This is a genomic window from Caproiciproducens sp. CPB-2, assembly GCF_036287215.1.
Classification (GTDB): domain Bacteria; phylum Bacillota; class Clostridia; order Oscillospirales; family Acutalibacteraceae; genus Caproiciproducens.
In genome coordinates this window covers 3,023,938-3,049,244 of record NZ_CP142860.1, presented here as the reverse complement: position 1 = coordinate 3,049,244, position 25,307 = coordinate 3,023,938, and the positions used below count along the sequence as shown (strand labels likewise).

At 51.9% G+C, this 25,307-nt stretch carries 22 protein-coding genes and 1 other RNA gene; 13 read left to right on the top strand and 10 right to left on the bottom strand.

Going from position 1 to position 25,307, the window contains the following annotated elements; all coding sequences use genetic code 11:
• Nucleotides 1-331: 331 nt before the first annotated feature.
• The 5 genes from VXK30_RS15105 to VXK30_RS15085 all read left to right on the top strand — a co-directional run bounded on the left by VXK30_RS15105 (nucleotide 332) and on the right by VXK30_RS15085 (nucleotide 3,963).
• Nucleotides 332-748, top strand: coding sequence for a PTS sugar transporter subunit IIA (locus VXK30_RS15105; RefSeq protein WP_275713444.1), 417 nt, complete (start codon nucleotides 332-334; stop codon nucleotides 746-748).
• Between the two features lie 99 nt (nucleotides 749-847).
• Nucleotides 848-1,321, top strand: a complete 474-nt coding sequence (locus VXK30_RS15100) for a PTS system mannose/fructose/N-acetylgalactosamine-transporter subunit IIB (RefSeq protein ID WP_275713445.1) — start codon at nucleotides 848-850, stop codon at nucleotides 1,319-1,321.
• A gap of 35 nt (nucleotides 1,322-1,356) precedes the next feature.
• A complete protein-coding gene (locus VXK30_RS15095) occupies nucleotides 1,357-2,934 on the top strand; it encodes a PTS system mannose/fructose/sorbose family transporter subunit IID (protein WP_275713447.1) in 1,578 nt (525 codons plus the stop codon).
• 26 nt (nucleotides 2,935-2,960) lie between these two features.
• Complete coding sequence (locus VXK30_RS15090; RefSeq protein WP_275713448.1) at nucleotides 2,961-3,677, top strand: N-acetylmannosamine-6-phosphate 2-epimerase; 717 nt, start codon at nucleotides 2,961-2,963, stop codon at nucleotides 3,675-3,677.
• Between the two features lie 28 nt (nucleotides 3,678-3,705).
• Nucleotides 3,706-3,963: an HPr family phosphocarrier protein gene (locus tag VXK30_RS15085; RefSeq protein WP_275713449.1), complete on the top strand. Its 258-nt coding sequence runs from the start codon at nucleotides 3,706-3,708 to the stop codon at nucleotides 3,961-3,963.
• A 97-nt stretch (nucleotides 3,964-4,060) separates the two neighbouring features.
• Here the strand turns inward: VXK30_RS15085 and VXK30_RS15080 are convergent, their stop codons facing one another.
• Nucleotides 4,061-6,751, bottom strand: a complete 2,691-nt coding sequence (locus VXK30_RS15080; protein ID WP_442867958.1) for a calcium-translocating P-type ATPase, PMCA-type — start codon at nucleotides 6,749-6,751, stop codon at nucleotides 4,061-4,063.
• Nucleotides 6,752-6,842: 91 nt separating this feature from the next.
• Here VXK30_RS15080 and VXK30_RS15075 point away from each other — a divergent pair, with 91 nt between their 5' ends.
• The 4 genes from VXK30_RS15075 (at nucleotide 6,843) to VXK30_RS15060 (ending at nucleotide 9,199) form a co-directional block, all read left to right on the top strand.
• On the top strand, nucleotides 6,843-7,352 hold the full coding sequence (locus VXK30_RS15075; protein WP_275713451.1) for a phosphatase PAP2 family protein: 510 nt from the start codon (nucleotides 6,843-6,845) through the stop codon (nucleotides 7,350-7,352).
• 174 nt (nucleotides 7,353-7,526) lie between these two features.
• A complete protein-coding gene (locus VXK30_RS15070; RefSeq protein ID WP_275713452.1) occupies nucleotides 7,527-7,772 on the top strand; it encodes a hypothetical protein in 246 nt (81 codons plus the stop codon).
• A 56-nt stretch (nucleotides 7,773-7,828) separates the two neighbouring features.
• Complete coding sequence (gene rd, locus VXK30_RS15065) at nucleotides 7,829-7,984, top strand: rubredoxin (RefSeq protein WP_081928396.1); 156 nt, start codon at nucleotides 7,829-7,831, stop codon at nucleotides 7,982-7,984.
• A 24-nt stretch (nucleotides 7,985-8,008) separates the two neighbouring features.
• The gene (locus VXK30_RS15060) at nucleotides 8,009-9,199 is read left to right on the top strand and encodes an FprA family A-type flavoprotein (protein ID WP_275713453.1); all 1,191 of its coding nucleotides are present in this window, start codon (nucleotides 8,009-8,011) and stop codon (nucleotides 9,197-9,199) included.
• Between the two features lie 28 nt (nucleotides 9,200-9,227).
• On the opposite strand, the gene VXK30_RS15055 is transcribed toward VXK30_RS15060, so the two are convergent.
• From VXK30_RS15055 to VXK30_RS15030, 6 genes are all read right to left on the bottom strand, one after another.
• Complete coding sequence (locus VXK30_RS15055) at nucleotides 9,228-9,977, bottom strand: TVP38/TMEM64 family protein (protein ID WP_275713454.1); 750 nt, start codon at nucleotides 9,975-9,977, stop codon at nucleotides 9,228-9,230.
• Nucleotides 9,978-10,117: 140 nt separating this feature from the next.
• Nucleotides 10,118-11,980 (bottom strand): ABC transporter permease, encoded by a 1,863-nt coding sequence (locus tag VXK30_RS15050; protein WP_275713456.1) that lies wholly within the window; start codon nucleotides 11,978-11,980, stop codon nucleotides 10,118-10,120.
• Nucleotides 11,955-12,854, bottom strand: coding sequence for an ABC transporter ATP-binding protein (locus tag VXK30_RS15045; protein ID WP_275713458.1), 900 nt, complete (start codon nucleotides 12,852-12,854; stop codon nucleotides 11,955-11,957). Before VXK30_RS15045 ends, VXK30_RS15050 begins: the two co-directional genes overlap by 26 nt.
• A gap of 3 nt (nucleotides 12,855-12,857) precedes the next feature.
• Nucleotides 12,858-13,232 (bottom strand): GntR family transcriptional regulator, encoded by a 375-nt coding sequence (locus VXK30_RS15040; protein WP_275713459.1) that lies wholly within the window; start codon nucleotides 13,230-13,232, stop codon nucleotides 12,858-12,860.
• A 147-nt stretch (nucleotides 13,233-13,379) separates the two neighbouring features.
• On the bottom strand, nucleotides 13,380-14,507 hold the full coding sequence (ytvI, locus tag VXK30_RS15035; protein WP_275713461.1) for a sporulation integral membrane protein YtvI: 1,128 nt from the start codon (nucleotides 14,505-14,507) through the stop codon (nucleotides 13,380-13,382).
• A gap of 268 nt (nucleotides 14,508-14,775) precedes the next feature.
• Complete coding sequence (locus tag VXK30_RS15030; RefSeq protein WP_038325855.1) at nucleotides 14,776-15,033, bottom strand: helix-turn-helix domain-containing protein; 258 nt, start codon at nucleotides 15,031-15,033, stop codon at nucleotides 14,776-14,778.
• 419 nt (nucleotides 15,034-15,452) lie between these two features.
• On the opposite strand from VXK30_RS15030, the gene VXK30_RS15025 reads away from it, so the two are divergent.
• Both VXK30_RS15025 and rnpB read left to right on the top strand, forming a co-directional pair.
• Nucleotides 15,453-16,910: a nicotinate phosphoribosyltransferase gene (locus VXK30_RS15025; protein WP_275713463.1), complete on the top strand. Its 1,458-nt coding sequence runs from the start codon at nucleotides 15,453-15,455 to the stop codon at nucleotides 16,908-16,910.
• A gap of 93 nt (nucleotides 16,911-17,003) precedes the next feature.
• Nucleotides 17,004-17,346: RNase P RNA component class A (rnpB, locus tag VXK30_RS15020), an RNA gene on the top strand.
• A 139-nt stretch (nucleotides 17,347-17,485) separates the two neighbouring features.
• Here rnpB and VXK30_RS15015 read toward each other — a convergent pair.
• From VXK30_RS15015 to VXK30_RS15005, 3 genes are all read right to left on the bottom strand, one after another.
• Nucleotides 17,486-18,169 (bottom strand): P-II family nitrogen regulator, encoded by a 684-nt coding sequence (locus VXK30_RS15015; protein ID WP_275713465.1) that lies wholly within the window; start codon nucleotides 18,167-18,169, stop codon nucleotides 17,486-17,488.
• Between the two features lies 1 nt (nucleotide 18,170).
• The gene (locus tag VXK30_RS15010) at nucleotides 18,171-19,817 is read right to left on the bottom strand and encodes a DUF1538 domain-containing protein (protein WP_275713466.1); all 1,647 of its coding nucleotides are present in this window, start codon (nucleotides 19,815-19,817) and stop codon (nucleotides 18,171-18,173) included.
• Nucleotides 19,818-20,229: 412 nt separating this feature from the next.
• A complete protein-coding gene (locus VXK30_RS15005; protein ID WP_275713467.1) occupies nucleotides 20,230-22,323 on the bottom strand; it encodes a glutamine synthetase III family protein in 2,094 nt (697 codons plus the stop codon).
• 378 nt (nucleotides 22,324-22,701) lie between these two features.
• Here VXK30_RS15005 and VXK30_RS15000 point away from each other — a divergent pair, with 378 nt between their 5' ends.
• Together VXK30_RS15000 and VXK30_RS14995 are read left to right on the top strand one after the other, a co-directional pair.
• On the top strand, nucleotides 22,702-23,796 hold the full coding sequence (locus tag VXK30_RS15000; protein WP_275713469.1) for a class II glutamine amidotransferase: 1,095 nt from the start codon (nucleotides 22,702-22,704) through the stop codon (nucleotides 23,794-23,796).
• On the top strand, nucleotides 23,796-25,304 hold the full coding sequence (locus VXK30_RS14995; RefSeq protein WP_275713471.1) for a glutamate synthase-related protein: 1,509 nt from the start codon (nucleotides 23,796-23,798) through the stop codon (nucleotides 25,302-25,304). Before VXK30_RS15000 ends, VXK30_RS14995 begins: the two co-directional genes overlap by 1 nt.
• Nucleotides 25,305-25,307: the final 3 nt, after the last annotated feature.

Here is a 25,307-nt window from a genome sequence, read left to right as displayed (position 1 = left end):
TGCTTTTTTCAATGAATAACCGGCAAGCGAAGGTTCGTTTGGGACTGTTGCTGCCTTCCAAGGTTATTCTTAGTAATTTAATTATAAACATTTAAAATAAAAATTCAATACATATTCTTAAATAATAAAATTAAATTTTATAAATTCTATTTAAAATACAAGAAAAATGCGGGATAATATTTTAAAACTGTTTTTTCAATATTCTTAATTTAAAAGCTGTTTTGTAAATGTTTTGAAATAAAATTTTAAAATTTATCCAATAATTCTTAAAATTTTATTGACTTTTTAATTGGAGTATTATATACTTTTGTCAATTCTAAGGGGGGGTTCTATGGGTGATAAGAAAAAGAAGCGAAGAATTTTAATTGTAAGCCATGGAAAAATCGCGGAGGCGATGGTACACGTTGCTACACTGATCATGGGTGAGATGGATGCAGTCGACTATCTGTGCCTGCAGGAAGATGAATCTTTGGAAAGCTTTACCGCAAGAATCGGGGAAAAGACAAAAGAGGAGTGCGAATATATCATTCTTGCCGACCTGATGAGCGGGACGCCCTTTAATGCCGCGTTTGCGGTAAAGCAGGGAAAGCCGCGCCTTGAGATCATCGCGGGCTTCAATTTGCCGCTGCTGCTTTCATTGGTGAACGATCAGGATGCTCCTTTGGATCAGGCGATAAAAAACGCGGTGGAGACGGGAAAAACGACGCTTTTCCATTTAGCGCCCGAAAATCTGAGTCACCGGGACTGAGCTCACAGGAAAATACTTCCTGTATGGCGATTTAAAAGAAAAGAATCGAAGGGCTATGTGTACAAAGGTGGAATGAGTAAAGAATGAGGAGGGAGAAAAATGGCAATTGCAGTGGCAAGAATAGACGAAAGGCTGGTTCACGGTCAAATAGCCTATAGCTGGAGCGTAGCATATCAGGTGGACACCATTATTGTTGTGGACGATATCTGCGCAAAGGACCAAATGCAGAAAATGCTGATCGGGATGGCGGTGCCGAAAGGAAAGACCGGTTATGTCTTTTCAGTGGACGAAACGATACAGTACTTTAAAAGTGAAAAGGATCTCCATCAAAAAATCTTTTTAGTGGCAAAAGGACCGGAGGCATATTTAAAGCTGGTAGAAGGAGGCGTGGCGGTAAAAAGCATAAATGTCGGCGGAATGTATTTTAAGGAGGGGAAGAAGCAGCTGTCCAAAACGGTTTACGTGGATGACGAAGACATCCGGACCTTCAGAAAGCTTCAGGAACAAGGAGTGGAGTGTGAAATCAGGACTGCTCCAAGTGATAAATCTCTTGATCTGTACCATTTATGCTGACAGAGAAATAAAAAATATAGAAGGGGATTGATACCATGTCTACTCTTAGCGCCTTGGGATTAAGCGCTTTTATCGCGCTGCTTATTTTGGAAAATTACGGATATGGTTATTGGATGATTAGCCGCCCGGTGGTAGGCGGGGCAATTTTGGGCCTTCTGATGGGGGACTTGAACACAGGCCTGCTTGTCGGCGGCAGTGTTGAATTGATGTTTATGGGTGTTCTGCCGATCGGAGGCTCCGTGCCGCCGAACGCACAGATCGCCGGTCTGATCGGCACGGCCTTTGCTATTTTATCGGGGGGAAAACCGGAAATCGGCATTGTTCTTGCGATGCCGGTAGGAATTCTGGCGCAATTCCTGATTATGCTCGCTTGGAATGTCAATATCTATCTTGTACATCGGGCGGATAAATACATATCGGAAGGCAATACAAAAAAAGTGGAGAGAACCCATTTGACCGGGCTGATCGTGTTCTTCGTCATTTTCTTTATCGCTACATTTTTTGCATTGCGGTTCGGAAGCGAATGGGTATCAAACTTGGTCGCGTCTCTGCCGGCATGGCTGAATACGGGGCTGAAAGCGACTTCCACCATCCTTCCTGCGGTAGGTATGGCAATGCTGATCAAGATGATGGACGCAAAAAAATATTGGGCATTTCTGCTTTTGGGCTTCGTGTTAGCGGAGTATCTGAAGCTTGACGTACTTGCGATCTCGCTGATGGGTTTGGCGATTGCCGCCGGAGTCTTTTCTCTGAGCAAGCGGGAGGACGGAGAAAACATCTTTGCGGATAATGATAACGGTGAAAACCGGGAAACCCTGTTGGACAGGAAAGACCTGAAAAAAGTATTCTTCCGATCTTTCTTCTCCATGACATCGATCAACTATGAACGGTACTGCAACCTTGGTTTCTGCTATGCCATGATCCCGGCTTTGAAGAAGTTCTATAAAAACGAAGAGGAATATAAGGAAGCGCTTGCGAGAAACAACGAGTTTTTCAATTGCCATCCCTACACCGGAAATGCAGTCATTGGGGTGACCCTGGCACTGGAGGAAGAAAAATCGAGGAATCAGCAAATGGCTCCGGAAATCATCTCTTCCACAAAAGCCGCGTTGATGGGACCGCTGTCCGGAATTGGGGATTCTCTTTTCAAAGCGACCTTTATGACCATTTTTGCGGCGATCGGCGCCGGAATGAGTTTGAACGGGAATTTTCTGGGGCCCATTGTGTTCATCGTTCCGAATGTTTTGCTGAATGTTTTTTCGCGGTGGTACTTTATCAAGTATGGCTATCGGTTCGGAATCAAGCTTGTCAGTAAAATCAATGAATCAAATCTGATCGATAAGTTTGTTCAGGCGGCCACTATTGTGGGTTTGATGGTCACCGCCGCAATGGTTGTCAGCTTTGTCAAGCTGCCCATTGCCCTGCAGTTTATTTCCGCCGGCAAAAAAGTCGTGGTGCAAGAGCTTTTGGATCAGATTCTGCCCGGCCTGCTTCCCGTTGCGGTCACTCTCATTTATTATAAAATCTTAAACAAATCACAAAAAGGCAATTATATTTGTATTGTTTTAAGTTTTGTGATCGGTATTTTTGGAAAACTGTTTGGGATACTTTAAAGTTCTCTGTTGAAAGGAATGGTTGGATGACGTCGAAACAGGAAACTGTTTTAAACCAGATCAAAAACGGTCTCATTGTCTCCTGTCAGGCCCGGGAAGGCTGGGCGATGCGGGGCAGCGATATTATGGCGGCCTTCGCAAAAGCCGCTGAAGAGGGAGGCGCAGTGGGAATCAGAGCAAACGGCGAAGAGGATATTCGCGCCATTTCCCGGAAAGTAAAGCTTCCGATTATCGGGATTCGTAAAATATGGGATCAGGATAAACGTGTTTTTATCACGCCGGATTTTGAAAGCGCCAAAAAAGTGATTGAGGCCGGCGCCTCCATTGTTGCACTGGACGGGACAAAAAGAGAAAGGCCGAACGGCGAAACGCTCACTTCCATTATTCAGGGTATCCATAAAAATTACCCGGATATATTGGTTATGGCGGATATTTCAACCTTTGAAGAGGGTGTTTACGCAAGTGACTGTGGCGCGAATATCGTGTCAACCACGCTTTGCGGATACACTCCCCAGACGAGCCATATAAACGGACTCAGCTATGAGCTGGTGGAACAGCTTGTCCGTCATCTCGCAAAACCGATCATCGCAGAAGGCAGGATCCACACCAAAGAAGAGGCGCTTAAAATTCTGGAGCTGGGCTGCCACAGCATTGTTGTGGGAACGGCGATCACCCGACCGGAGATCATTACCTCGTGGTATGTCGAAGAATTGAAAAAGCGGAAAGCTTCTCCCACGGCCTGACGGACAAGAGATTAAAAAAGGATGCACTATGATAAAATTTGATTACACGATTCAGGATAAACTTGGATTACATGCGAGACCGGCGGGAATGCTGGTGAAAATCGCGCAGGGCTCCGGCTGTAAAATCAGTGTGCTGGCCAATGGCACGACAGCCGATGCCAAACGCCTGTTTTCCATCATGAGCCTGTGCGCCAAAGAAAACGACAGACTTACCTTTGCCATCGAAGGGGAAGACGAACAGACGGAAACGGACCGTTTGAAAGCGTTTTGCAAACAAAATTTATAACAAATAGTCTATTTCAAATTAGCTGTCGGTAATGGAAGCGGACCCGGAACAATCTGTTCCGGGTCCGCTTCTCTGTTCTCCTCTTAACCCGGTATCCTCACCGGTTAAGAAATGCCTTTCCTTTTCCCTGAAACGATTTCTTTGGTACCCCGCCGGACTTTTTATGTCCGCTTTGTATGGGATTGTGCCGGGATTTGTGTCCTGTAACCGCCTTTTCAAGCTCTACCACCGCAAGGGGAATCAGGGACAGCAGCGCTACGATCAGCCATTGGCGGCCGTTCAGCACCGCGGTTTTGAAAATTACGGCCAGTGGTTCAAAGACGATCACCATTGTCTGGAGCGCCGTGCAGATTATCCCCGCCAGCACAAGCTTGGGGTTGGCGAAAATGCCGGCTTTAAACACGGAGTGCGGAGACCGCATGTTAAAGGTATGTACGATCTGAGAGAGGCTGAGGACAGCGAACGCCATGGTGCGGCCGACATACGGGGACGACGGGTCGACGTCGAAATAAATGCGGCCGATGCTGTAGGCCAGGAGCGAAATAGCGCCGATCAGGCACCCTTCCACAATAATATTGTATCCCATGCCGCCGGAAAAAACGCTTTCGTTCGGTTTTACCGGCTTGCGGTCCATGATGTCCCTGTCTATCGGTTCAACACCCAGCGCAAGCGCGGGAAGGGAATCCGTCACAAGGTTTACCCACAGCAGCTGAATGGCCAGCAGGGGGGTAGGCAGGCGCAGCAGAAAGCTGACAAACACGGTCAGAATTTCCCCGATGTTGCAGCTGAGCAGGAAATGTACGGTTTTTCGGATGTTCTCATAGATGCCCCTGCCTTCGCGTACAGCGGTCACAATCGTTGCGAAGTTATCATCCGTCAGAACCATATCCGACGCCGCCTTGGCCACGTCAGTGCCCGAAATGCCCATTGCGCAGCCGATGTCCGCGGCGCGCAGCGCGGGGGCGTCGTTTACGCCGTCCCCCGTCATGGCGACGACCTCGCCATGGGACTGGAACGCGCGTACGATGCGTACCTTGTGCTCCGGGGAAACGCGGGCAAACACGGCGTAGTCGTAGATGCTTCTTTCAAGCTCCTGCTGGCTGAGTCTGTCCAGCTCCGCGCCGGTGATGACGCGGCTTTTTCCGTCCATAATGCCGAGCTGCTTCGCAATCGCCGCCGCGGTGGCGGCGTGATCCCCTGTGATCATAATGGGCCGGATGCCGGCCTTGCGGCATAGATCCACAGCGGGTTTTACCTGCGGGCGGGGCGGGTCGATCATTCCGATCAGGCCGCAGAAGGTCAAGCCGTGTTCAATATTTTCATCCGGGTCCGGCAGAAAGTCGATGTCCCGGTAGGCGACGCCGATCACGCGCAGCGCGCGCGAGGCCATCTCCTCGTTCTGCCGCGGCGCTCCGCCCGTACAGTGCGTGAACAGAATGTCGGGCGCGCCCTTGGTGATAATCCGGTAACGCCCGCCGCCCAGGCGGTGTACGGTCGTCATCATCTTGCGCTCGGAGCTGAACGGGATTTCCATTACGCGGGGATACTGTTCGTCGAGCCGTTTCTTTTCGGTGGGAGCGGCGGAGACGATCGCCGTTTCGGTCGGGTCGCCGTGGATCGTGCTCCCGCTGACCGTACAGTTGCAGCAGAGCGACGCAAGGCTCAGAAGGAAATCTCCCTGCGTCGAGTGGATCGGTACGGTCCCGCCGGAGCCCCTCAGCTCCACCACGGTCATCCGGTTCTGCGTCAGGGTGCCGGTTTTATCGGAGCAGATCACACTGGCGCTGCCAAGCGTTTCCACAGCGGGCATACGCCGTACAATGCTCCTTTTCGCCGCCATGCGGCGTACGCCGATCGCCAGCACAATGGTGACGACCGCGGGAAGGCCCTCAGGGATCGCCGCCACGGCCAGACTGATGGCAATTAAAAACATTTCCAGTGGTTGAACGTGCTGAAACAGGCCCATAATAAAAATGACAAAGCAAATGACCAGGGCGCCGATTCCAAGCCAGCGCCCCGTCTGTGCCAGCTTGCGCTGCAGCGGGGTCTGGGGAGCCGACTGGGTGCTGATCATATGCGCGATTTTCCCCACCTGTGTTTCCATCCCGGTCGCCGTAACGATGCCGGCGCCGTGCCCCGACGCAATGGAGCTTGAGGAAAACAGCAGATTGTGGCGGTCGCCGAGAGGGGTGCTGGCGGAGCAGGTCATGTCCGCGCGCTTTCTGCTCGGCAGGCTTTCCCCGGTCAGGGCGCTTTCCTCCGCCTTCAGGTTGACGGCTTCGGTCAGCCGCAAGTCGGCCGGAACAAGATCGCCCGCGTTCAGAAGGACAAGATCGCCGGGGATCAGGTCCTTTGCCTCAATTAGCGCTTCCGTGCCCGCGCGCACCACATGGGCGTGAGGACTGGACATCTTTTTTAGCGCTTCGATCGATTTTTCCGCCCTGCTTTCCTGTATCATGCCCATCATCGCGTTCACCGTGACGATTGCCAGAATGATGATGGAATCAATATAATCGTTGTCCTTCTGCAAAAAGGAAGTCACAAACGAAATTCCGGCCGCCACCAGCAGGATGATTACCATAAAGTCTGAAAACTGCGCGAAAAACCGCAGCAGAACGCTCTTCTTTTTCGGCTGCTCCAGTTCGTTCGGGCCATACCTGTTCCGACGCTCTTCCGCCTGGGCCGGCGACAGGCCCGTCTTTATATTGGTACCAAGTTTTTTTGCACATTCTTCTTTTGTAAGACTCTGCCAATCCAATCGTATCAACCCCCTGTTATGGTTAAGTATATTCGCGGATTTCTCAAAATATGGTAGTATCGTCCAACGATAATACGTTCCCGTTTCCCACACGGGTAGGCGGAAAGGAGGAAAAGAGAGGATGAATCTGGATTTTCTGATCCTGAATTTTATACAGAGCCATTTTCACAACGGCTTTACGGATTTCTTTTTCCCCGCCGTCACCGTGCTGGGAAACGCGGGATTCATATGGGTTGTGGCCGGCATCTGCCTGATCTGCTCTAAAAAATACCGTCCGTACGGAGTGATGCTTCTGGCCGCTCTGATGCTGACGCATACGGTCGGGGAAGGAATCCTGAAGCCGATTGCCGCCCGCCCGCGCCCGTTCAGCGTTATCCCCGGGTACAGGCTGCTGATTGCCGCGCCGCACGGGTATTCCTTCCCGTCGGGTCACGCCGGTTCTTCCTTTGCGGCGGCGTTCATCCTGCGCAGGGCAAACCGTAAATTTACGGCTCCTTCTTTTTCCCTTGCGCTGCTGATTGCCCTTTCACGCATTTTTTTATTTGTGCATTACCCGTCGGACGTTCTCGCGGGCGCAATACTGGGCGTATTATGTGCCGGTTTTATTTGCTTCCTGTATAAAAGAGTTTAAATAGTTCTTAAATCCAATATACAAGATATGCCTGAAAAGTCCAAAAGAGCCAAACATATTGCGTAAATATAATTTTCGTGAAGAAAGAGAACGTTTTCGTCTTGCATATCTGACAAAATTGAATTATCATTAAACTAGTTTGTGGTCATATTTCACACAAAAAGGAGGGGAAAAATGAGAAGATGCGTAGGGAATATTGAGCTGTGCGGCAACAGTCTGAAGTATTACGTTTATGGTAGCCGCAGCACGGGCTTCGGGGTGGAAATCACCGTGACCCGTGTAGAAAAAGCTGACCAGATAGTGTCACATGATTTGGGGACGGCAATGAGTGTGGCGCAACAGCTGCAGAGGGGTTCGGTTTTTCCGACCAATTTAAGCGAAATAATCGAAGACTTTCAATTTGAGGCCAATTCCGATTGACAAAAAAGCTGTGCTATTCTATACTAATGACAAATTCAACCAAAGGAGCGAAGTTTATGAAATATGTTTGCAATGCATGCGGCTATGTATACGACCCCGCGGTAGGCGATCCGGACAACGGCATCGCGCCCGGAACAAAATTCGAGGATCTGCCCGACGACTGGACCTGCCCTATGTGCGGGGTCGGCAAGGATATGTTTTCTCCGGAATAACTGAAAAGGAAGAATGTCATTAGAATGGGTGCAATCAAACTCAAAAACAATGTTTATTCAGTCGGTGTGCTGAATCCGTCACTTCGTGTTTTTGACATCATTATGGAGTCGCGTTATGGAACCAGCTATAACGCGTACCTCATTACGGGTGAAAAGAACGTTCTGATCGATACGGTACACGCTCCGTTTTTCGACGAGTACCTGAATAACATTCAAAGTGTCATCGATATTTCAAAAATTGATTATCTGATTATGGACCACACGGAACCGGACCATTCCGGCAGCGTTGGAAAGCTGCTCGAAATGAATCCCAATATTACGGTTTACTGTACGACAGCGGCAAAGATGTATCTTTCTGCCATTACCAACCGAGACTTTCAATGCGTCACTGTAAAACAGGGAGACAAGCTTTCGATCGGAGAGGAAGAGCTTGAGTTCATCATAGCGCCTCTTCTTCACTGGCCGGATTCCATGTTTGTCTACATGGGTTCGGAAAAGACGCTGTTTACCTGCGACTTTCTGGGGACGCATTATTGCGAGCCCACTATGCTTGATACGACCGTCCATTATCCGGACAAGTACAGCGAGCAATTTAAACATTATTACAATTGTATTTTCGGGCCATTCAAGCCTTATGTTCTGGCCGGACTTGACAAGATAAAGGACCTTCCGGTTACCTTGGTCTGTCCCAGTCACGGCCCCTGTCTTACCGAAAGCATTCAGAAATGCGAGGACCTTTACCGGGAGTGGAGCACTCCTGTCCCGCGTGAGAAAAAAACGGTCGGTATCCTTTACGCTTCCGCTTACGGATGTACTGGGAAGCTGGCCGAAGCGGCCTATGACGAACTGAAAAAAGACGAGAAGCTGGATGCGAAGCTGATCAATGTCGTCTTTACGCCGTTGGAAGAGGCAGCGAAGCTTGCGAATGAAGCGGACGCTCTGCTGATCGGTTCCTGCACCATTAACCGCGACGCGCCGAAAGTGATCTGGGATATCCTTGCCAGCGTGGACGCGATCAACACCAGACAAAAACCGGCCGGGGCGTTCGGCGCTTATGGCTGGAGCGGCGAAGCCGTTCCGATGATGAAATCCCGGATGGAACACCTGAAGTTCCGGTTTATCGGAGAAGGCTTCCGTGTTCTTTTCAATCCTACGGACGAAGACCTGACGGCCATCAGGGCGTACGCGAAAGAAATAGCATCCAACATGAAGTAAAAAAAATAAATCCGGGAGCGCTGATTTGTCAGTCGCTCCCGGATTTTTCTTTTTTGTCCTGTCGGTACCGTCTGGAAATTTTGCGGTAAGCAATCGCGCCGATCAGGCTGGCGGCCGCCGTGATGGAATAAATGATGGCCGCGATCCTGTAATCCTGCATTCCCAGCGCGTTGCCTGTAATCGTAGAGGTGATCACGGAAGGAATCCGCGCAATGCTGGTCAGAATTAAAAAGGTTTTCAGCTTCATGGACGTAAGACCGATGAAATAGGTCATAAGGTCCTTCGGGGTTCCCGGAATCAGGAACGCGAAAAATACGATGAAGTTCAGATTCCTGCTGTATTTCATAAAGCGCAGGGAATGGATTTTTTCCCGGCTGATAAACGCTTCCACCAATCTGTTCCCCCAAAGCTTTGTAAACAGGAAAATAACGGACGAGCCGACCGCCGCTCCGGCCAGGCACAGCAGGGTGCCCTCCAGAGTGCCGAAGGCGTATCCCGCGCCAACCTCCATCGGTTCGCCGGGGATGACGGCAAAGATGATCTGCAGGACCATCATACCGACGAAGGCGAATCTTCCCGCCACGCCGTGCAGGTTGACCCACGCGCGGAACTGCTCCGGGTTGGAGATGGTGTCGATCAGCGGCCTCCAAAGCAGCGCGGTGGCTGCCGCAAACAAAAGGAGCAGCACGGAAACGGAAACAATGCCGGTGATTTTTCTTTTCTCTTCGTATTCCTTTTGATTTTCAGTGTTTATAATTTCAGGTTCCTCCCAAAACATATTTCAGGACCAATTTTTAACCGGCACAGTATGGACCGGAGGAGCGCATGACGGTATTTTCGGATAGAAAAGGCGGCCGGGTCCGAGAGCCGGCCGCCTTCCTGTATTGATATGCTGTATTTGCGTGATGATGCAGCTTGTTATTTGTTCCAGCCGAGTTTTTCCACCAATTCTCCGGTTTTGCTGGAGTTGTTCAAAAAGTTGTAGCTGTTCATATACAGGTAAATATCGCCTTCGTATCCGTTCAGCAGGGCCTTCAGTTTCCCGTCCTTCACCTGAAGGGGGGACTTGTATTCGATCACCAGATAAGAGGAATCTGCGGCAAGATTTTTGCCGTTGCTGAGCTTGCCGTCCAGGTAATCCTGCCTCATTGCGTCCAGCAGTTCCTTTTTGGTGTTCAGGTCCGGCGCGAAGGTGGTGCTTTCTTCCCCGCTCCATGGCTCCAGGTCGACGCTTTTCATGTACTCCGGCTCAACATAAAACAGGAGATCCTGCGTTTCCTTGTATTCCCTGGTGTCGGCGATTTCGCCCAGCGGAGAGATCGGATTTCCCTGTCCGTCATTCTTGTATTCAAAATAATAAGTTCTGTCTACGGCGCCGCCGTTTTTCAGATGATAGGTCAAAGTGAAGGAAGTGCCGTTTCCGCCGTTCAGGGAATAAGGATAAGAATGGCTTCTCTTATCCTGCACAATTTTCTTATGGAAATCGGTTACCTTCGCGATGTTGGCTTTTTCCGTCAGCGTCGGCGTAATGGAGGCAAGCAAACGGTGGTTCCCGTCAAGAATCCCGCCGTTATTCGTATAGGGATCCCGGACGGTGACGCTTGCCACGTCCTCCGCCAGGGGAACGCGGGTGTCATAGCCCAAAGCGCCCGTGGCAAGAAAAGCGTAAGCGGCCACAAACACGGCCATGAAAACGCCGTATCCGACGAAGCTCTTTTTCAGCTGCTTAAACCCGCGGGAATAAATGGTCTCCGTCACAATATGCGCGGCAAGGGACCCGGCGATCAGGCCGATGAAAAAGTTTCCGGAGCTTTCCGTTCCGCTCTGGAGCAGCAGTCCCAGTCCGAGGCCCGTTACGGCGGTGATCATGAACCGGATCCCGTTTTTGGGAAGGGAAAAGGCAAAGCTGCTTTCGGCGCATTCGCTGCGGCGTTTCCGGTAGAGAAGGACGGTGCCCGCCAGAAGCACAAGGGTAAACACGATCCACCAGATATAAAAGCCTGTATCCACGGCCAGAACGCCGCTGCGAGCCTGGCTTCCGCTCACAATATACGGCATGAAAGCGGCCATAAAGGGGGAAAGCGCGGTCATAATCAGAGAGCTTGGGGTTAATCCGGTATGCAGGCCGGGCAAAAGCGAGGAAGCAAACCGGTCGCCCAGGAAAATCAGAAGAGGATATGCCGCGTTAATGCCCAGCAGGGACAGGATCATGTCGGTGGTCATTCCGGTACAGACCGCCATGAAAGAGGAAAGGCACAGAGCCGCCGCACAGATCAGCAGCAGCCACAGCAGATAGGAAAATACGGTGACCCAGCAAAGCGGAAGCTGTACGGGGTAGGCCGCTCCCACAACGAATATCAGGGCGAAATTCAGTAAAATAGGCGCGTAAAGCGCGGTCAGGCCGGCGAGCAGCCGCCCCAAAATCATGGGCGTCCTGCCGACCGGTAGCGCATGGAACAAATCCACGCTGCGCTTTTGATGCATATATCCGAACAGGGAGACGGAAATCACCAGAACGAAAATCAGGGCCATCGGGGTGACAAGCAGAGCGGTCAGCCCTGTGACGCTGCTCAGATAGGCCTGCGTCCACATTTCGGGCGTGTAAACCTCGGTGGTAATCCGATTCTGCGTGTTCGCCATCAGGATCATCAGGATCATGGGCAGCGCGATAAACATCAGAAGCGTAAGAAGCGCCATCATACCGCGGTTTTTCTTCAGCGACCACAGATAGGTTTCCCAAAACTCTTTCCTGCGTCTAATTGAGGATGTTTTCGAGGTCATAACCGGCCACCTCCATTTCACTGATAAATACTTCTTCCAGAGTGAGCGGAAGCACTTCCGCGAAAACGGGGTTCAACCCGTTTATTTTTTCCAGAATCTCGTCTTTTGAACCCCGGACCACCAGATTAATCAGAGAACCGTGCATTTCGGTCTTAATGATTTCCAGCGGCGCGAAGGCGCTGATTTCGGGCATGGGCTTGAACACCGCCTGCACCTTGTTGATGCCGAGCTTCAGCTCGTCAAGGTCGCGCTCGAACACGACGCCGCCCTTGTGGAACAGCCCCACATGGTCGCAGAAATCTTCAAGCTCCCGCAGATTGTGCGAGGCGATGATCACCGTCATGCCGCGCTGGGCGACTTCCCCGGAAACAATACGCTTTAAAAGCTGGCGCATTACCGGGTCAAGGCCGTCGAACACCTCGTCCAGAAGAAGGCAGCTCGGCTGGGTTGCGATCGCGCAGATAATCGCCGCCTGCCGCTGCATCCCCTTCGACATATTGACGATTTTGCTCTTGCTGTCGATCGGGAACAGCCCGCACAGCTCTTCAAACCGCTTTTGGCTCCAGCCGGGGTAAACGCGGGAGAAAAACCCCGCCATTTCCCTCAGCGTGGCCTGCGGCAGAAAATAGGGGAAATCCGATATAAAGGAAATCTGCGACTTGACCTCCGAGTTTTCAAACGGCGCCGCTCCGTCCAGAAGCACTTCGCCGCCGTCCGGCTGGTAGATTCCCGCGAGCGTGCGCAGAAATGTGGATTTTCCGGCGCCGTTGGAACCGACCAGCCCGAACACCGAGCCCGACCCGATGGAAAAAGATATCTCATCCAGCGCGGTGGCCGCGCCGAATTTCTTCGTTAGTTTTTTTGCTTCTATCATCGCTCACTCACCTCTCCCGCTTACAAGGCTTTCCACCCTTACAATGATTTGATTTTTTGTGATTCCAAGATCCGCGGCGGACCGGATTGCGTCGTCCAGCTTTTCCAGCGCGATTTCCCGCTGCTGGGAAATTGCGGAGAGGTCCTCGGAAAGAAAGGACCCTTTCCCCGGGACGGAACAGATAATGCCGTCGTGTTCAAGCATCCGGTAGGCCTTTTGCACCGTGTTCGGGTTGACCCCCAGCTCCTGCGCCAGCGCCCTTACGCTCGGAAGCGGCTCCCGCTGGTCCACAGCGCCCACGGCGGCCATGCGCCGTATGCTTTTGTACAGCTGCTCGTAAATCGGCAGCCGGCTCTTATAATCGAGTGTGAACACCATTCTCACCTCTTCTGTGTTTTCTGTATTATTAAGATTAGTACAGTTAGACTATAGCATGCAACCTTCCATAAGTCAATCATCATTACAAAACTGTCAACAATGGAAAAACAGCGGAGAAAAACGTTTATGGCCGGGTTTTTTCTTCTGTCAGACTTTTGGTGGCGGCGGATCGTTTTTCGGCGCGGATTTTGAGGCCTCGCCGCCGGCGGGCTTCGCTTCAAACAGGGTGGGGAGCACGCCGATCTGGGTCAGGATCTTGTAAAGGATCAAAAGCGCGGAACAGTAGATCAGAATCAGAAAATTCTGGGCCACCAGCGCGAAATAGATCGCCGCGAGCATGGTCAGCGGATGAATGTCGATCGAAGAGGAGATCAGTTTCGGCTCGATGATCTGGCGGATGGCGGTAATCAGCAGCCAGCAGACCAGAAGCGCGCCCGCTTTGAAAAAGCTGCCGCTTACAAGGTAAAGAAGCGTCAGGGGGATATAAATGGTTCCGGGGCCGAGCACGGGCAGAATATCGGCGATGCCGGTCACAATGCTCAGCACAAGCGGATACGGGACGCCCAGCGCGGAAAAGACGATCAGCGTTTCGACAAAGGTGATGAAATAAATCAGCAGATAGGAGCCGACGTATTTTCCGCTCATATTCATTCCGTGGCGCGACGCGGAGCGGATATTGAGCGCGGTGGTTTGGGAAAACAGCGACATGATGTGCGATTTGATCGAGGTCATGTCCTTTGAAAAGAAGTACGTGGAAAGGATCATGACGATAAACATGGTGAAAATGGCCGGCAGGGAGGTCAGGAAGGTGAGCACGCTCGCCAAAATCGTTTTTACGATTCCGGCGCCGGACTGGGCGATATTCAGAATCTGCTGCTGATTCTGTTCGATATATTTGGAGTTGATCCGATTCAAATACTCTCCCGCCATGCTGATCAGGCTGTTGACCGGCGCGGTCAAAGCGCCTACGTCCGTGGTCAGGTTGTTCAGCAGGTTGCTGATTTCATAAATCAGCCAGTAACCCAGCAGGAACAGAAGGCCGAAAACCACTACAAAAACCAGAACCGTGGAAAGCGCCGCGGCCGCCGAAGGGTTGAAATGCATCCGTTTTTTCAGCTGGCGGATGACGGGCTGTACGATCAGGGCCAGCAGAAATCCCGCCAGAAAAGGGAACGTGAATTTCAGCGTAAGCGCGAAAAAATAGAAAAGCAAAGTAAACCCTGCGAAAAAGACCAGCAGCGGCTTTAACCGGGTAAGCTGTCGCCTGTCAAACAAAATCATATCCTCCTTGCCTTTTTTTGTCCAAAATAGTAATATAATATCGTTATATTCCAGACTGACGACAAAGCCGCGCAACCGAAAGATTGCAAAGCAATTTTGCTTTCCGTGTTGCCTGCACTTGCACGATTTGCCGCAGTCTGACAGTTTGTCTACAACCCGTAATATAATATCATTATATTCGATCTTTTGCAAAAAAGAAAGCAGAAAAAGAGCGCCCCGCTCAACGCGAAGCGCCTCAACCTGCCCCGTTATTCAAATACGATTATTTTTCGCGGCCTAAAAGCCAGTCGACTGAAACATTTAAAATATTAGCTAAAGCAGAAAGTTCAAAATCCGTTACATAGCGAATTTGGCCTTCCAATTTAGACAAGCCGGAGGCGTTCATATCGACACCGTTAACCTGAAGCTGAGCCAGAAGCTCTTTCTGCTTCATCCCCTGGTTTTTGCGTGCCATCTCCACACGCGCACCGACTAAATTACGGGTTCCAAGTGCCTGTTTGCGTAATCTCACTGAATTCATCTCCCCACGAAATATTTTTTACGCACATACATATTCCATCTGCACAGCGCCTGTAACAAAATTTCCTGGAAATTTACAAATCATTGGAAATTTACCATCGTAAATTCTGTTAATGTCATATAGTATAATATTTTATTGTTTATAATGCAATAAAATATAAAAAAATTTCACATAATGAACCAATATTTTTCAAATTAGTAATTATTTCATCATATTTGCATTTCTTATTTGTTATTTTGCCTTAACCTTGTTATAATATTCTTCATACGGCTTATAATTTATGGTAATTTTCAGAAAGAGATTTTTCTATAAACCGGATGCCGTTACGGTATCCATGAGACACTTTACTGCTGTTCTATAATATGATAACCAGCACAGGTGGAGTTACAGCAAAATTTAATTTATTGGAGCTGAACAGGATGAATGAACAGAACGGATTCAAAACCAACCTGACCATGCTGACCGATTTTTATGAAATCACCATGGCCAACGGCTATTTTACAAACGGCTATCAGGACACGGTCGTCTATTTCGACATGTTTTTCCGGCGCGTGCCAAGCGACGGAGGCTATGCGATTATGGCCGGTGTCCAGCAGGCCGTGGAGTATCTGGAGAACCTGAAGTTTACCGAAGAGGACATTCAGTATCTGCGGGACTGCAAGATTTTCAACGAGGATTTTATCCGTTATCTGCAGAACTTCCGGTTCGCCTGCGACGTGTGGGCGGTCCCGGAAGGAACCCCCATCTTTCCGACCGAGCCCATCGTTACGGTGCGCGGCCCGGTGATCCAGGCGCAGTTCATTGAAACCATGATTCTGCTCTGTATTAACCACCAGAGCCTGATTGCCACCAAGGCCAACAGGATTGTCCGCGCGGCGCAGGGAAGAGCGGTCATGGAATTCGGCTCCCGCCGCGCGCAGGGACCGGACGGAGCCGTTCTCGGGGCCCGGGCGGCCTATATCGGCGGGTGCTGCGGGACCGCCTGCACCCTCTGCGACCGTGATTACGGCGTAAAGGCGCTGGGCACCATGGCGCACAGCTGGGTCCAGCTGTTTGACAGCGAGCTGGAAGCCTTCCGCGCCTATGCCCGGGAATATCCGAACCAGTGTACCCTGCTGGTCGATACCTACAATGTCCTGAAATCGGGCATTCCCAACGCGATCCGCGTGTTCAACGAGGAGCTTCTCCCCCTCGGGTTCCGCCCCGCGGGAATCCGCATCGACAGCGGCGACATTACTTATCTTTCCCGAAAAGCGAGAAAAATGCTGGACGCCGCCGGATTTGAGGACTGCAAGATCTGCGCGTCGAATTCCCTCGATGAGTATATAATACGCGACATGCTGATGCAAGGTGCCTGTGTGGACAGCTTCGGCGTGGGCGAGCGCCTGATTACCGCGGCCAGCGAGCCTGTTTTCGGCGGTGTCTACAAGCTGAGCGGCGTCGAGGACGCGCAGGGGAACGTCACTCCGAAAATTAAAATCAGTGAGAATGTGGCGAAAATTACCACTCCCTGCTTTAAAAATCTCTGGAGGCTGTTCGACCGGGAAAGCGGCAAGGCGATTGCCGACCTGATTACTCTGCACGGAGAAGTGATCGACGACACCAAGCCGTACGAGCTGTTTGACCCCGAGCATATCTGGAAGCGGAAAATTGTCAAAAACTTCCGCGCGGTGGAGCTGCGCCAGAAGCTGTTTGAAAACGGAAAGAGCCTGACAAAGCCGCGCGACCTGGACGAAATTAAGGAATACTGCCTGCAGCAGGTGGACACGCTCTGGGACGAAGTGAAGCGTTTTGAAAATCCGCACCAGTATTATGTGGATTTGTCGCAGAAGCTTTGGGACGAGAAAAACCGCCTGATCTCCGAGCACAGCTTTTGACGGCATGGTATCGCATCCGCGCTTCAGCCGGCGGAAGGCCGCTTCCATAATCTGCAGTTGACAGACGGCCTTTCATCGATTAAAATAGTTTAGCGAGCAGGCTGAACGGCTGCGGACACAGTCCGAAAGGACGTGCCCGAGGAAAGTCCGAGCTCCACAGGGCAGAATAACGGCTAACGGCCGCCGGGGGCGACCCCAGGGAAAGTGCAACAGAGAGATACCGCCGGTAACGGTAAGGGTGGAAAGGCGAGGTAAGAGCTCACCAGCGCGCGGGAGACCGCGCGGCTCTGCAAACCCTATTCGGAGCAACACCGCAGAGGGACTTATGCGCCGGCCCGGCGCGTCCCGAGAAGGTGGCACTGAGCCGCGATGGCAACATCCGGCCAAGATAGATGGCTGTTCACGACAGAACTCGGCTTACAGGCCTGGTCGCATCAAAAAGACGAAAACCCGCTGTTTCAGCAGGCTTTCGTCTTTTTGTCTTTCATTGCGCATTTAAATAATACAGAATGTATCATTTAAAACAAAAAATACTGTTATTGCGGCGGAAATTCCGGGATCGTGCCGGATCCAGGCTATAAAGCGGGCAGCCCTGCCACCCCGTTGACCGGCAGGGAGAACGCAATGGCTTTGGCGTCCGTATGAAGGCCCTTTTCGCGCGTAATCGCCTGCATGATTTCTTCACGGTGTTCGCTTTTTGTTAAAATCAGAATCAATTCCTTTTCCGGCTGAATCGTAATGCCGAAGAATTTTTCGGCATCCTTCACACTGGCGCCCCGCGCGTGGATCACGGTACCCCCGGTCGCTTTCGCGGCCTTTGCGGCATCCATCACTTCATCTGAAAAGCCCTGATTGGCGATCGCAACGATGAGTGCGTGTTCAAAGGATTGGTCCATAAAGCTCCCTCCTGTTTTCTGTAATACGGTATGGCAGAGAGTCTCTTCCCTGCATCCCGCGGCACCGCTGATCGGTATGGTCATGGCAATGCCGCTTCCGGGCCTGCCTATTTTTTCATTCAGTTCTTCCATAAAGCTCTCGGCTGTTTCCCCGGGCATCACACTGAACAGAACGTCTTTTTCCGTTTCGCCAAGGCCCCAGTAGGACAGGATTTTTGAATCCGCGGTTCCTTTTCCCAAAGCCAGGAAATTCAGGCGCACACCTCTGCCGGAAAACAGATCTGCAATTTTTTTGCCGTTTCCCCGGTTGAGAATCGTGATCATCAGTACGGTCGATTCCGATCCGGTATTTGTCTGCGTCATTTCATTCCTCCCTTTCCAACAAATTGTCGCCATCTGTTCTATTTTCGCTGGTTTCCTCGGAATTTGCAATAGGGTTTTCCACTTTTCCCTTATTTTCCTCCGATTCTTCCGGAAATTCCGGATTTTCCTCCGGGAATTCAGACGATGGAACCCCGTCCTCCGGCAGTGCGTTGTCCGCTTCTTGCGCCTTTTCCGCGCGGTCCAGCTTGATCCGGTAAATAATGCCGATTGCCTGTACGGTGATAATCGGCATCATGGCCACCATGGCGATCATGCCGAAGGCGTCCGTCATAATATTGCCTCCCATGGCTTCGCACGCGCCGGAAGCAAACGGGAGCAGAAACGCCGCGGCCATGGTCCCGGCCGCGACGCCGCCGGAATCGAAAGCAATAGCGGTAAAAATTTTCGGGCTGAAAAAGGTCATTGCCAGCGCAACGGCATAGCCCGGAAGCAGGAAGAACCAGATGGGGATGTGCGCCATGATGCGGATCATGGCCAGGGCCAGCGCAAGCCCTACGCCGATGGAAAGGCCGGCCATCATCATCCTTCCGGAGATCGCGCCGCTGGTGATATCCTCCACCTGGTTGTTCAGAACATGAACCGCAGGCTCCGCAAAGACGACGCAGCACCCGATCGCCGCGCTCAGCGGAATAAGAATCCAGCGGTAGGGAAGGGACGCGATGGAGCGTCCCAGGTAGGTACCGGCGGGCATAAAGCCGATGTTGACGCCGGTCAGAAAGACCGAAAGCCCGACGAGGGTGTATATAATCCCAATCATAATGCGGATCAGTTTGGTTTTCGGGAGCTTTAGATGGATCAATTGGAGGAATACGAAAATCACGACAATGGGAAGCAGAACAATACAGACTTCCTTGAAAAACTGGAGAAAGCCGTTCGCAAACAGCGCGATCAGTTCGCCGGCGCTGTCTACGGTGGCGGCGGACTCAAACGCGAACCCCGTTCCCGAGGGATCGAAAAACATTCCCGTGATCAGCACCGCCAGAATGGGACCGATGGAGCACAGGGCGCACAGCCCGAAGCTGTCCCCCTCCGCGGTGCTGCCGCCGCGCACCGCGGAAATGCCCAGGCCAAGCGCCAGAATAAAGGGCACGGTAATCGGTCCGGTGGTTACGCCGCCGGAATCGAAGCTGACAGCCAGATAGTCCGGGGCCGTCAGCGCGGCTATAATAAATACAAAAACATACGAGACGATCAAAACGTGGGAAAGATTCATCTGGAACAGGATGCGCAGAAGCGCAAGCACCAGAAAAAGTCCCACCCCGCACGCGACAGACGCGATCAAAGCGGCGTCCGGCACGGCGGGCACCTGCTTGGTCAGCACCTGCAGGTCCGGCTCCGCCACCGTCACCACGACGCCCAGGACAAAGCTGCTTACCACCATCAGCCAGAGCTTGCGCGATTTGGTCAGCACCGAACCGATGGTTTCTCCCATGGGGATCATCGATATTTCCGCGCCCAGAGTGAAAATGCTCATCCCAACGATCAGCAGAACCATTCCGGTGAGGAACATCATCAGAGTGCCTGTGGGCATGGGCGCGATTGTAAAGTTCAGCAGAAAAACGATGATGCCGACAGGCAGAACGGATTGCACGGATTCTTTCAGTTTTTCGGTCATTACTCCATTCATTCTCAACTTCCTTTCGTTCCTGTTCTCTATTTCAGCTTTCAAACCAGCCATTCAGCCATTCATGGTGTCGACCGCATCTTTTACTAAAATTATAACATATTTTGTATAAAATAGACCGGATAATACAAAGAGTTCAAAAAGTGTTCATAATATCAAGACAATATATAAAGCGGGCGGCCTGCCGGAATGACAGACCGCCCACTTTATATAGGAAGATATGTAAAGATCTTGTACTCTGAATGAATATACACCCGGCAGGCGCCGTATCTTTTTACCGATGGTTTGCCGGGACGCGGCAGGCCGCCGGGCGGCTGATAAAAAAGAAGCGTGTATTCTGCAAGCTATAACAGAATACACGCCCTTGTGCATTATATTACAAGATACCCTCTCAAGCCAATGCTGTTCCCGCTTTTTACATCACGCTGAAAAGCAGGTCGCCGTAGGTCGGGTACGGCCAGTATTTCGCGCCGACCAGGCTTTCGATTTCATCCGCGATGACACGGGTTGCTTCCATCTCCGCGAAAACCGTATTGCGGTAGTATTTTGCCTGTTCCAGAACATCCTTGAATTCTTTTTCCGGTACGACGGTCTCTTCCAGAACAAGCATTTTTTTGTACAGGTCGGAACTGAGGCTGGAAAGCTTTTTCAGCAGGGTCTCTTCCAGTTCGCAGCAGATGTCCGCACAGAGCTGCTTCTTGTTGATGGCCTCCTTGCTGATGTCCTTCATATAGGAGCAGGCCGCCGGCAGAATGTCTTTTTTGATCATATCCACCATGGTCAGCGCTTCAATGTGGAGCTGTTTACAGTAGTTTTCCAGCTGGATTTCATAGCGGGAATGAACTTCCGTTTTTGTCAGCACGTTGTATTTTTCAAATAAAGCGATATTGGCGTCGCTGATATAGTACGGCAGCGCGTCCGCGGTGGAACGAAGGTTCAGCAGGCCGCGTTTTTCCGCTTCCTCGACCCACTCTTCGGAATAGTTGTTGCCGTTGAAGATGATACGGCTGTGCTCCTTGATCGTATCCTTGATAATCTCAGCCAGCTTGGAGTTGAAATCATCAGCCTTTTCCAGCTCATCCGCAAAAGTGCACAGGGCGTCGGCAATGATCGTGTTGAGCATGATGTTCGGGCACGCGATGGAAACGGTGGAGCCGAGCATACGGAACTCAAACTTGTTGCCGGTGAAAGCGAACGGGGAGGTGCGGTTGCGGTCCGTGGAATCCTTCGGGAAAGCGGGCAGAACATCGACGCCGATTTTCATGGAAACTTTGTCCTGCTGATGATAGGAGGAGCCGTCCTCAATGGACTTCAGCACGCTGGCCAGCTCGTCGCCCACGAACATGGAGACGATCGCCGGGGGGGCTTCGTTCGCGCCCAGACGGTGGTCGTTCCCCGCGCTCGCGACGGAGATGCGGAGCAGGTCCTGATGCTCGTCGACCGCTCGGATGATCGCGGCGAGGAAAAGGAGGAACTGCGCGTTCTCGCGGGGAGAATCGCCCGGCTCAAGGAGGTTTACGCCGGTGTCGGTCGAAATGCTCCAGTTGTTGTGCTTACCGCTTCCGTTGATGCCCGCGAACGGCTTCTCATGGAGCAGACAGGTCAGGCCGTGCTTTGTGGCGACCTTCTTCATGACCTCCATGGTGAGCTGGTTCTGGTCGGAGGCTACGTTGCTTGTGGTGAAAATGGGAGCGAGTTCATGCTGGGAAGGAGCGACTTCATTATGTTTTGTCTTGGCGAAAATACCAAGCTTCCAGAGTTCTTCGTCCAGTTCTTTCATGTACGCGGACACTCTCGGCTTGATTACGCCGAAATAGTGGTCCTCAAGCTCCTGTCCTTTCGGGGGCTTCGCGCCGAACAGCGTTCTGCCGGTGTAGATCAGGTCTTTTCTTTTTTCGTACATCGCCTTGTCAATGAGGAAATATTCCTGTTCCGGTCCTACCGTGGTGATGACCCGGTGGGCTTCCGTGTTGCCGAACAGCTTTAAGATTCTCATCGCCTGCCTGTCGATCGCGTCCATGGAACGCAGCAGGGGAGTCTTTTTATCGAGCGCCTCGCCGCCGTAGGAGCAAAACGCCGTGGGAATGCAGAGGGAGCCGTCTTTGATGAACGCATTGCTGGTAGGGTCCCAGGCCGTGTAGCCTCTTGCCTCAAAGGTCGCTCTCAGTCCGCCGGACGGAAAGCTGGAAGCATCGGGTTCGCCCTTGATCAGTTCCTTCCCTGAAAATTCCATAATGATCTTGCCGTTTTCCACCGGATAGATAAAGCTGTCGTGCTTTTCCGCGGTGATCCCGGTCATCGGCTGGAACCAGTGGGTGAAATGGGTCGCGCCTTTTTCCACCGCCCAGTCCTTCATCGCGTTTGCAACGACGTTTGCGACCTGCAGATCCAGCGGCTTGCCCTGTTCCCTGGTCTTTCTCAGAGCCTTATAGGTGTCCTTTGGCAGTCTTTCCTTCATGACTGTATCGTTGAAGACCATGCTGCCGAACATTTCAGGAATATTGCTCATGAAAATCACTCCCTACATAAATTACAAAAAAGAATAAAAAAAGAAGACACTATAGGGCAAATCCCTACAGCGCCTTTGCTGCTATGCGCTTATTATATGACAGCCGGGACGGAATGTCAATAAAAAAATAAAAATTTGCAGGATTTGATAATATTACATGCATAACCGTCCTGTTATTAATAAAGTTTTATGGAAAATTGCACTAACCTGCAATTTTAATACCATAATTATGCAAAATCTATTGACATTAGAGCCTAAACATTATATTATAAAAAAACGCAAATCTTAGTAAACAGCCGAAAGCTGTGAATTTCGCAATTTTTGCTGACGGGGCATAAAATGCGTCGGAATACGAAATTGCAGGGAGGTCAATTTTTTATGCAATTAGAGGGAGATGTAAGGATACCTTCGGGCTGCGCCATATCGGGAATTTTTTCGCGCAGCGGAAAGAAAATGAATGGCGAGGCCATCATTCGTTCCATTACCACCATGCACGACCGCAGCAATGGATTGGGCGGAGGATTTGCGGCCTACGGAATTTATCCGCATAACAGGGATCTGTACGCGTTCCATGTTTTCTACGGCAGCGCCCGCGCCAAAGAGGAATGCGAAAAAGAGATCATGGCGAACTTCGACGTGACGGTCGCGGAAAAGATTCCGACCCGAAAAATGCCGGAAATTACGGATGAACCTGCAATATGGCGCTATTTCGGCCTGCCGTTTGAAAAGCTGCTCAAGGATACGCAATTGGACGAAAGGGAATTTGTCGCGCGCTGCGTGGTAAAGATCAACACGCAGATCAAGGACGCCTATGTGTTTTCCAGCGGAAAGAACATGGGCGTGTTCAAGGCGGTCGGCTTCCCGGAGGATGTGGGGAGATACTACTGTCTGGAAAACTACGAGGGCTACTGCTGGACGGCGCACGGGCGTTACCCGACCAACACGCCGGGCTGGTGGGGCGGGGCGCACCCGTTCGCCATGCTGGACTATTCCATTGTACATAACGGTGAAATTTCCTCCTACGACGCGAACCGCCGTTTCATTGAGATGTTCGGCTACAAATGTACGCTTCTGACCGATACCGAAGTGATTACCTATATTATCGATTACCTGAACCGGAAACAGGGGCTCAGCCTGAAAGAGGCCGCAGACGTCATCGCCGCCCCGTTCTGGAGTGAGATCGACCGGATGCCGGAGGCGGAACGCAAAAAGTTCACCTACCTGAGAAACGTGTTTTCCAGCCTGCTGATTACCGGCCCGTTCTCCATCCTGCTGGGCTTCAGCGGCGGCATGATGGCGCTGAACGACCGTCTGAAGTTGCGCTCCATGGTCGTCGCCGAAAAGGGCGACATGGCCTATGTGGCAAGCGAGGAATGCGCGATCCGCGCGATTGAGCCGGACCCGGACAGAACCTTCGCCCCCAGAGGCGGAGAACCGGTCATCGTAACGTTAAATGAGGGGGTGGATGCATAATGCCTGTCGATTTCTTATATCCTGAATATGAAGTGATCCGCAATCCGCAGCGCTGCATTGCCTGCCGCGTGTGCGAACGACAGTGCGCCAACGAGGTGCATTCCTACGACGCGGAACTGAATTTGATGAAGAGCGACGAGTCCAGGTGCGTCGACTGTCACCGCTGTGTGGCGCTTTGCCCGACAAGGGCCCTGAAAATCGTAAAGTCCGACCACACCTTCAAGACGAACGCCAACTGGACGAACGAGGTCATCGGCGAGGTATACCGTCAGGCCGGATCGGGCGGCATGCTGCTTTCCTCCATGGGCAACCCGAAGCCGTATCCGGTTTACTGGGATAAGATCCTGATCAACGCGTCGCAGGTGACGAATCCGTCCATCGACCCGCTGCGCGAGCCGATGGAAACCAGAACCTTTCTGGGCAAGCGGCCGGAAAAACTGGAGCGCAACGCGGACGGCAGCCTCAACACGGAAAACCTTCCCCCGAATCTGGAGCTTTCCGTGCCGGTGATGTTTTCCGCCATGAGCTACGGTTCCCTCAGCTACAACGCGCATGAAAGCCTTGCGAGGGCCGCCCAGGAACTGGGCATTTACTACAACACCGGCGAGGGCGGGCTGCACGAGGACTTTTACCGGTACGGCGCGAACACCATCGTGCAGGTTGCGTCCGGACGTTTCGGGGTACATAAGGACTATCTGGAAGCCGGCGCGGCAATTGAAATCAAAATCGGTCAGGGCGCGAAGCCGGGAATCGGCGGGCATCTGCCCGGAGCGAAGATCGTCGGCGACGTTTCCCGCACCAGAATGATCCCGGAGGGCTCGGACGCGATTTCTCCTGCGCCCCATCACGACATCTATTCGATCGAGGACCTCCGCCAGCTGGTTTACTCCCTGAAAGAGGCCACCAACTATAAAAAGCCGGTCATTGTAAAAATCGCGGCGGTGCACAATGTCGCCGCCATCGCCAGCGGCATTGCCCGCAGCGGAGCGGACATCATCGCCATCGACGGCTACCGCGGCGGCACCGGCGCCGCCCCGACCAGAATCCGCGACAACGTCGGTATCCCGATCGAGCTTGCGCTCGCGGCTGTGGACGAGCGGCTCCGTCAGGAGAAAATCCGCAACAACGTTTCCCTTGTCGTCGGCGGCAGCATCCGCAACTCCGCGGATATCGTCAAGGCCATCGCTTTAGGCGCGGACGCGGTGTACATCGCGACGGCGGCGCTTCTGGCGCTTGGCTGTCACCTTTGCCGCAGCTGCCAGACGGGCAAATGCAACTGGGGCATCGCGACCCAGCGGCCGGACCTTGTCAAACGCCTGAACCCCGATATCGGCTATAAGCGCCTCGTCAACCTTGTCTCCGCGTGGCAGCACGAAATCAAGGAAATGATGGGCGGCATGGGAATCAATTCGATTGAAGCGCTCAAGGGCAACCGCCTGATGCTTCGCGGGATCGGATTAAATGAGAAAGAGCTTGAGATTCTTGGTATCAAGCATGCGGGGGAATAAGCG

Excerpts from the sequence above, each read along its gene's own strand:
- VXK30_RS15015 (WP_275713465.1), bottom strand. The coding sequence starts at position 18,169 with ATGACGCAGACAAATACCGGATCGGAATCGACCGTACTGATGATCACG.
- VXK30_RS15045 (WP_275713458.1), bottom strand. The coding sequence starts at position 12,854 with ATGATAGAAGCAAAAAAACTAACGAAGAAATTCGGCGCGGCCACCGCG.
- VXK30_RS15090 (WP_275713448.1), top strand. The coding sequence starts at position 2,961 with ATGACGTCGAAACAGGAAACTGTTTTAAACCAGATCAAAAACGGTCTC.
- VXK30_RS15005 (WP_275713467.1), bottom strand. The coding sequence starts at position 22,323 with ATGAGCAATATTCCTGAAATGTTCGGCAGCATGGTCTTCAACGATACA.
- VXK30_RS15100 (WP_275713445.1), top strand. The coding sequence starts at position 848 with ATGGCAATTGCAGTGGCAAGAATAGACGAAAGGCTGGTTCACGGTCAA.
- VXK30_RS15095 (WP_275713447.1), top strand. The coding sequence starts at position 1,357 with ATGTCTACTCTTAGCGCCTTGGGATTAAGCGCTTTTATCGCGCTGCTT.
- VXK30_RS15055 (WP_275713454.1), bottom strand. The coding sequence starts at position 9,977 with ATGTTTTGGGAGGAACCTGAAATTATAAACACTGAAAATCAAAAGGAA.
- VXK30_RS15085 (WP_275713449.1), top strand. The coding sequence starts at position 3,706 with ATGATAAAATTTGATTACACGATTCAGGATAAACTTGGATTACATGCG.
- VXK30_RS15010 (WP_275713466.1), bottom strand. The coding sequence starts at position 19,817 with ATGAATGGAGTAATGACCGAAAAACTGAAAGAATCCGTGCAATCCGTT.
- VXK30_RS15050 (WP_275713456.1), bottom strand. The coding sequence starts at position 11,980 with ATGACCTCGAAAACATCCTCAATTAGACGCAGGAAAGAGTTTTGGGAA.
- VXK30_RS14995 (WP_275713471.1), top strand. The coding sequence starts at position 23,796 with ATGCCTGTCGATTTCTTATATCCTGAATATGAAGTGATCCGCAATCCG.
- VXK30_RS15040 (WP_275713459.1), bottom strand. The coding sequence starts at position 13,232 with ATGGTGTTCACACTCGATTATAAGAGCCGGCTGCCGATTTACGAGCAG.
- VXK30_RS15070 (WP_275713452.1), top strand. The coding sequence starts at position 7,527 with ATGAGAAGATGCGTAGGGAATATTGAGCTGTGCGGCAACAGTCTGAAG.
- VXK30_RS15030 (WP_038325855.1), bottom strand. The coding sequence starts at position 15,033 with ATGAATTCAGTGAGATTACGCAAACAGGCACTTGGAACCCGTAATTTA.
- VXK30_RS15025 (WP_275713463.1), top strand. The coding sequence starts at position 15,453 with ATGAATGAACAGAACGGATTCAAAACCAACCTGACCATGCTGACCGAT.
- VXK30_RS15060 (WP_275713453.1), top strand. The coding sequence starts at position 8,009 with ATGGGTGCAATCAAACTCAAAAACAATGTTTATTCAGTCGGTGTGCTG.
- VXK30_RS15000 (WP_275713469.1), top strand. The coding sequence starts at position 22,702 with ATGCAATTAGAGGGAGATGTAAGGATACCTTCGGGCTGCGCCATATCG.
- rd (WP_081928396.1), top strand. The coding sequence starts at position 7,829 with ATGAAATATGTTTGCAATGCATGCGGCTATGTATACGACCCCGCGGTA.
- VXK30_RS15075 (WP_275713451.1), top strand. The coding sequence starts at position 6,843 with ATGAATCTGGATTTTCTGATCCTGAATTTTATACAGAGCCATTTTCAC.
- VXK30_RS15105 (WP_275713444.1), top strand. The coding sequence starts at position 332 with ATGGGTGATAAGAAAAAGAAGCGAAGAATTTTAATTGTAAGCCATGGA.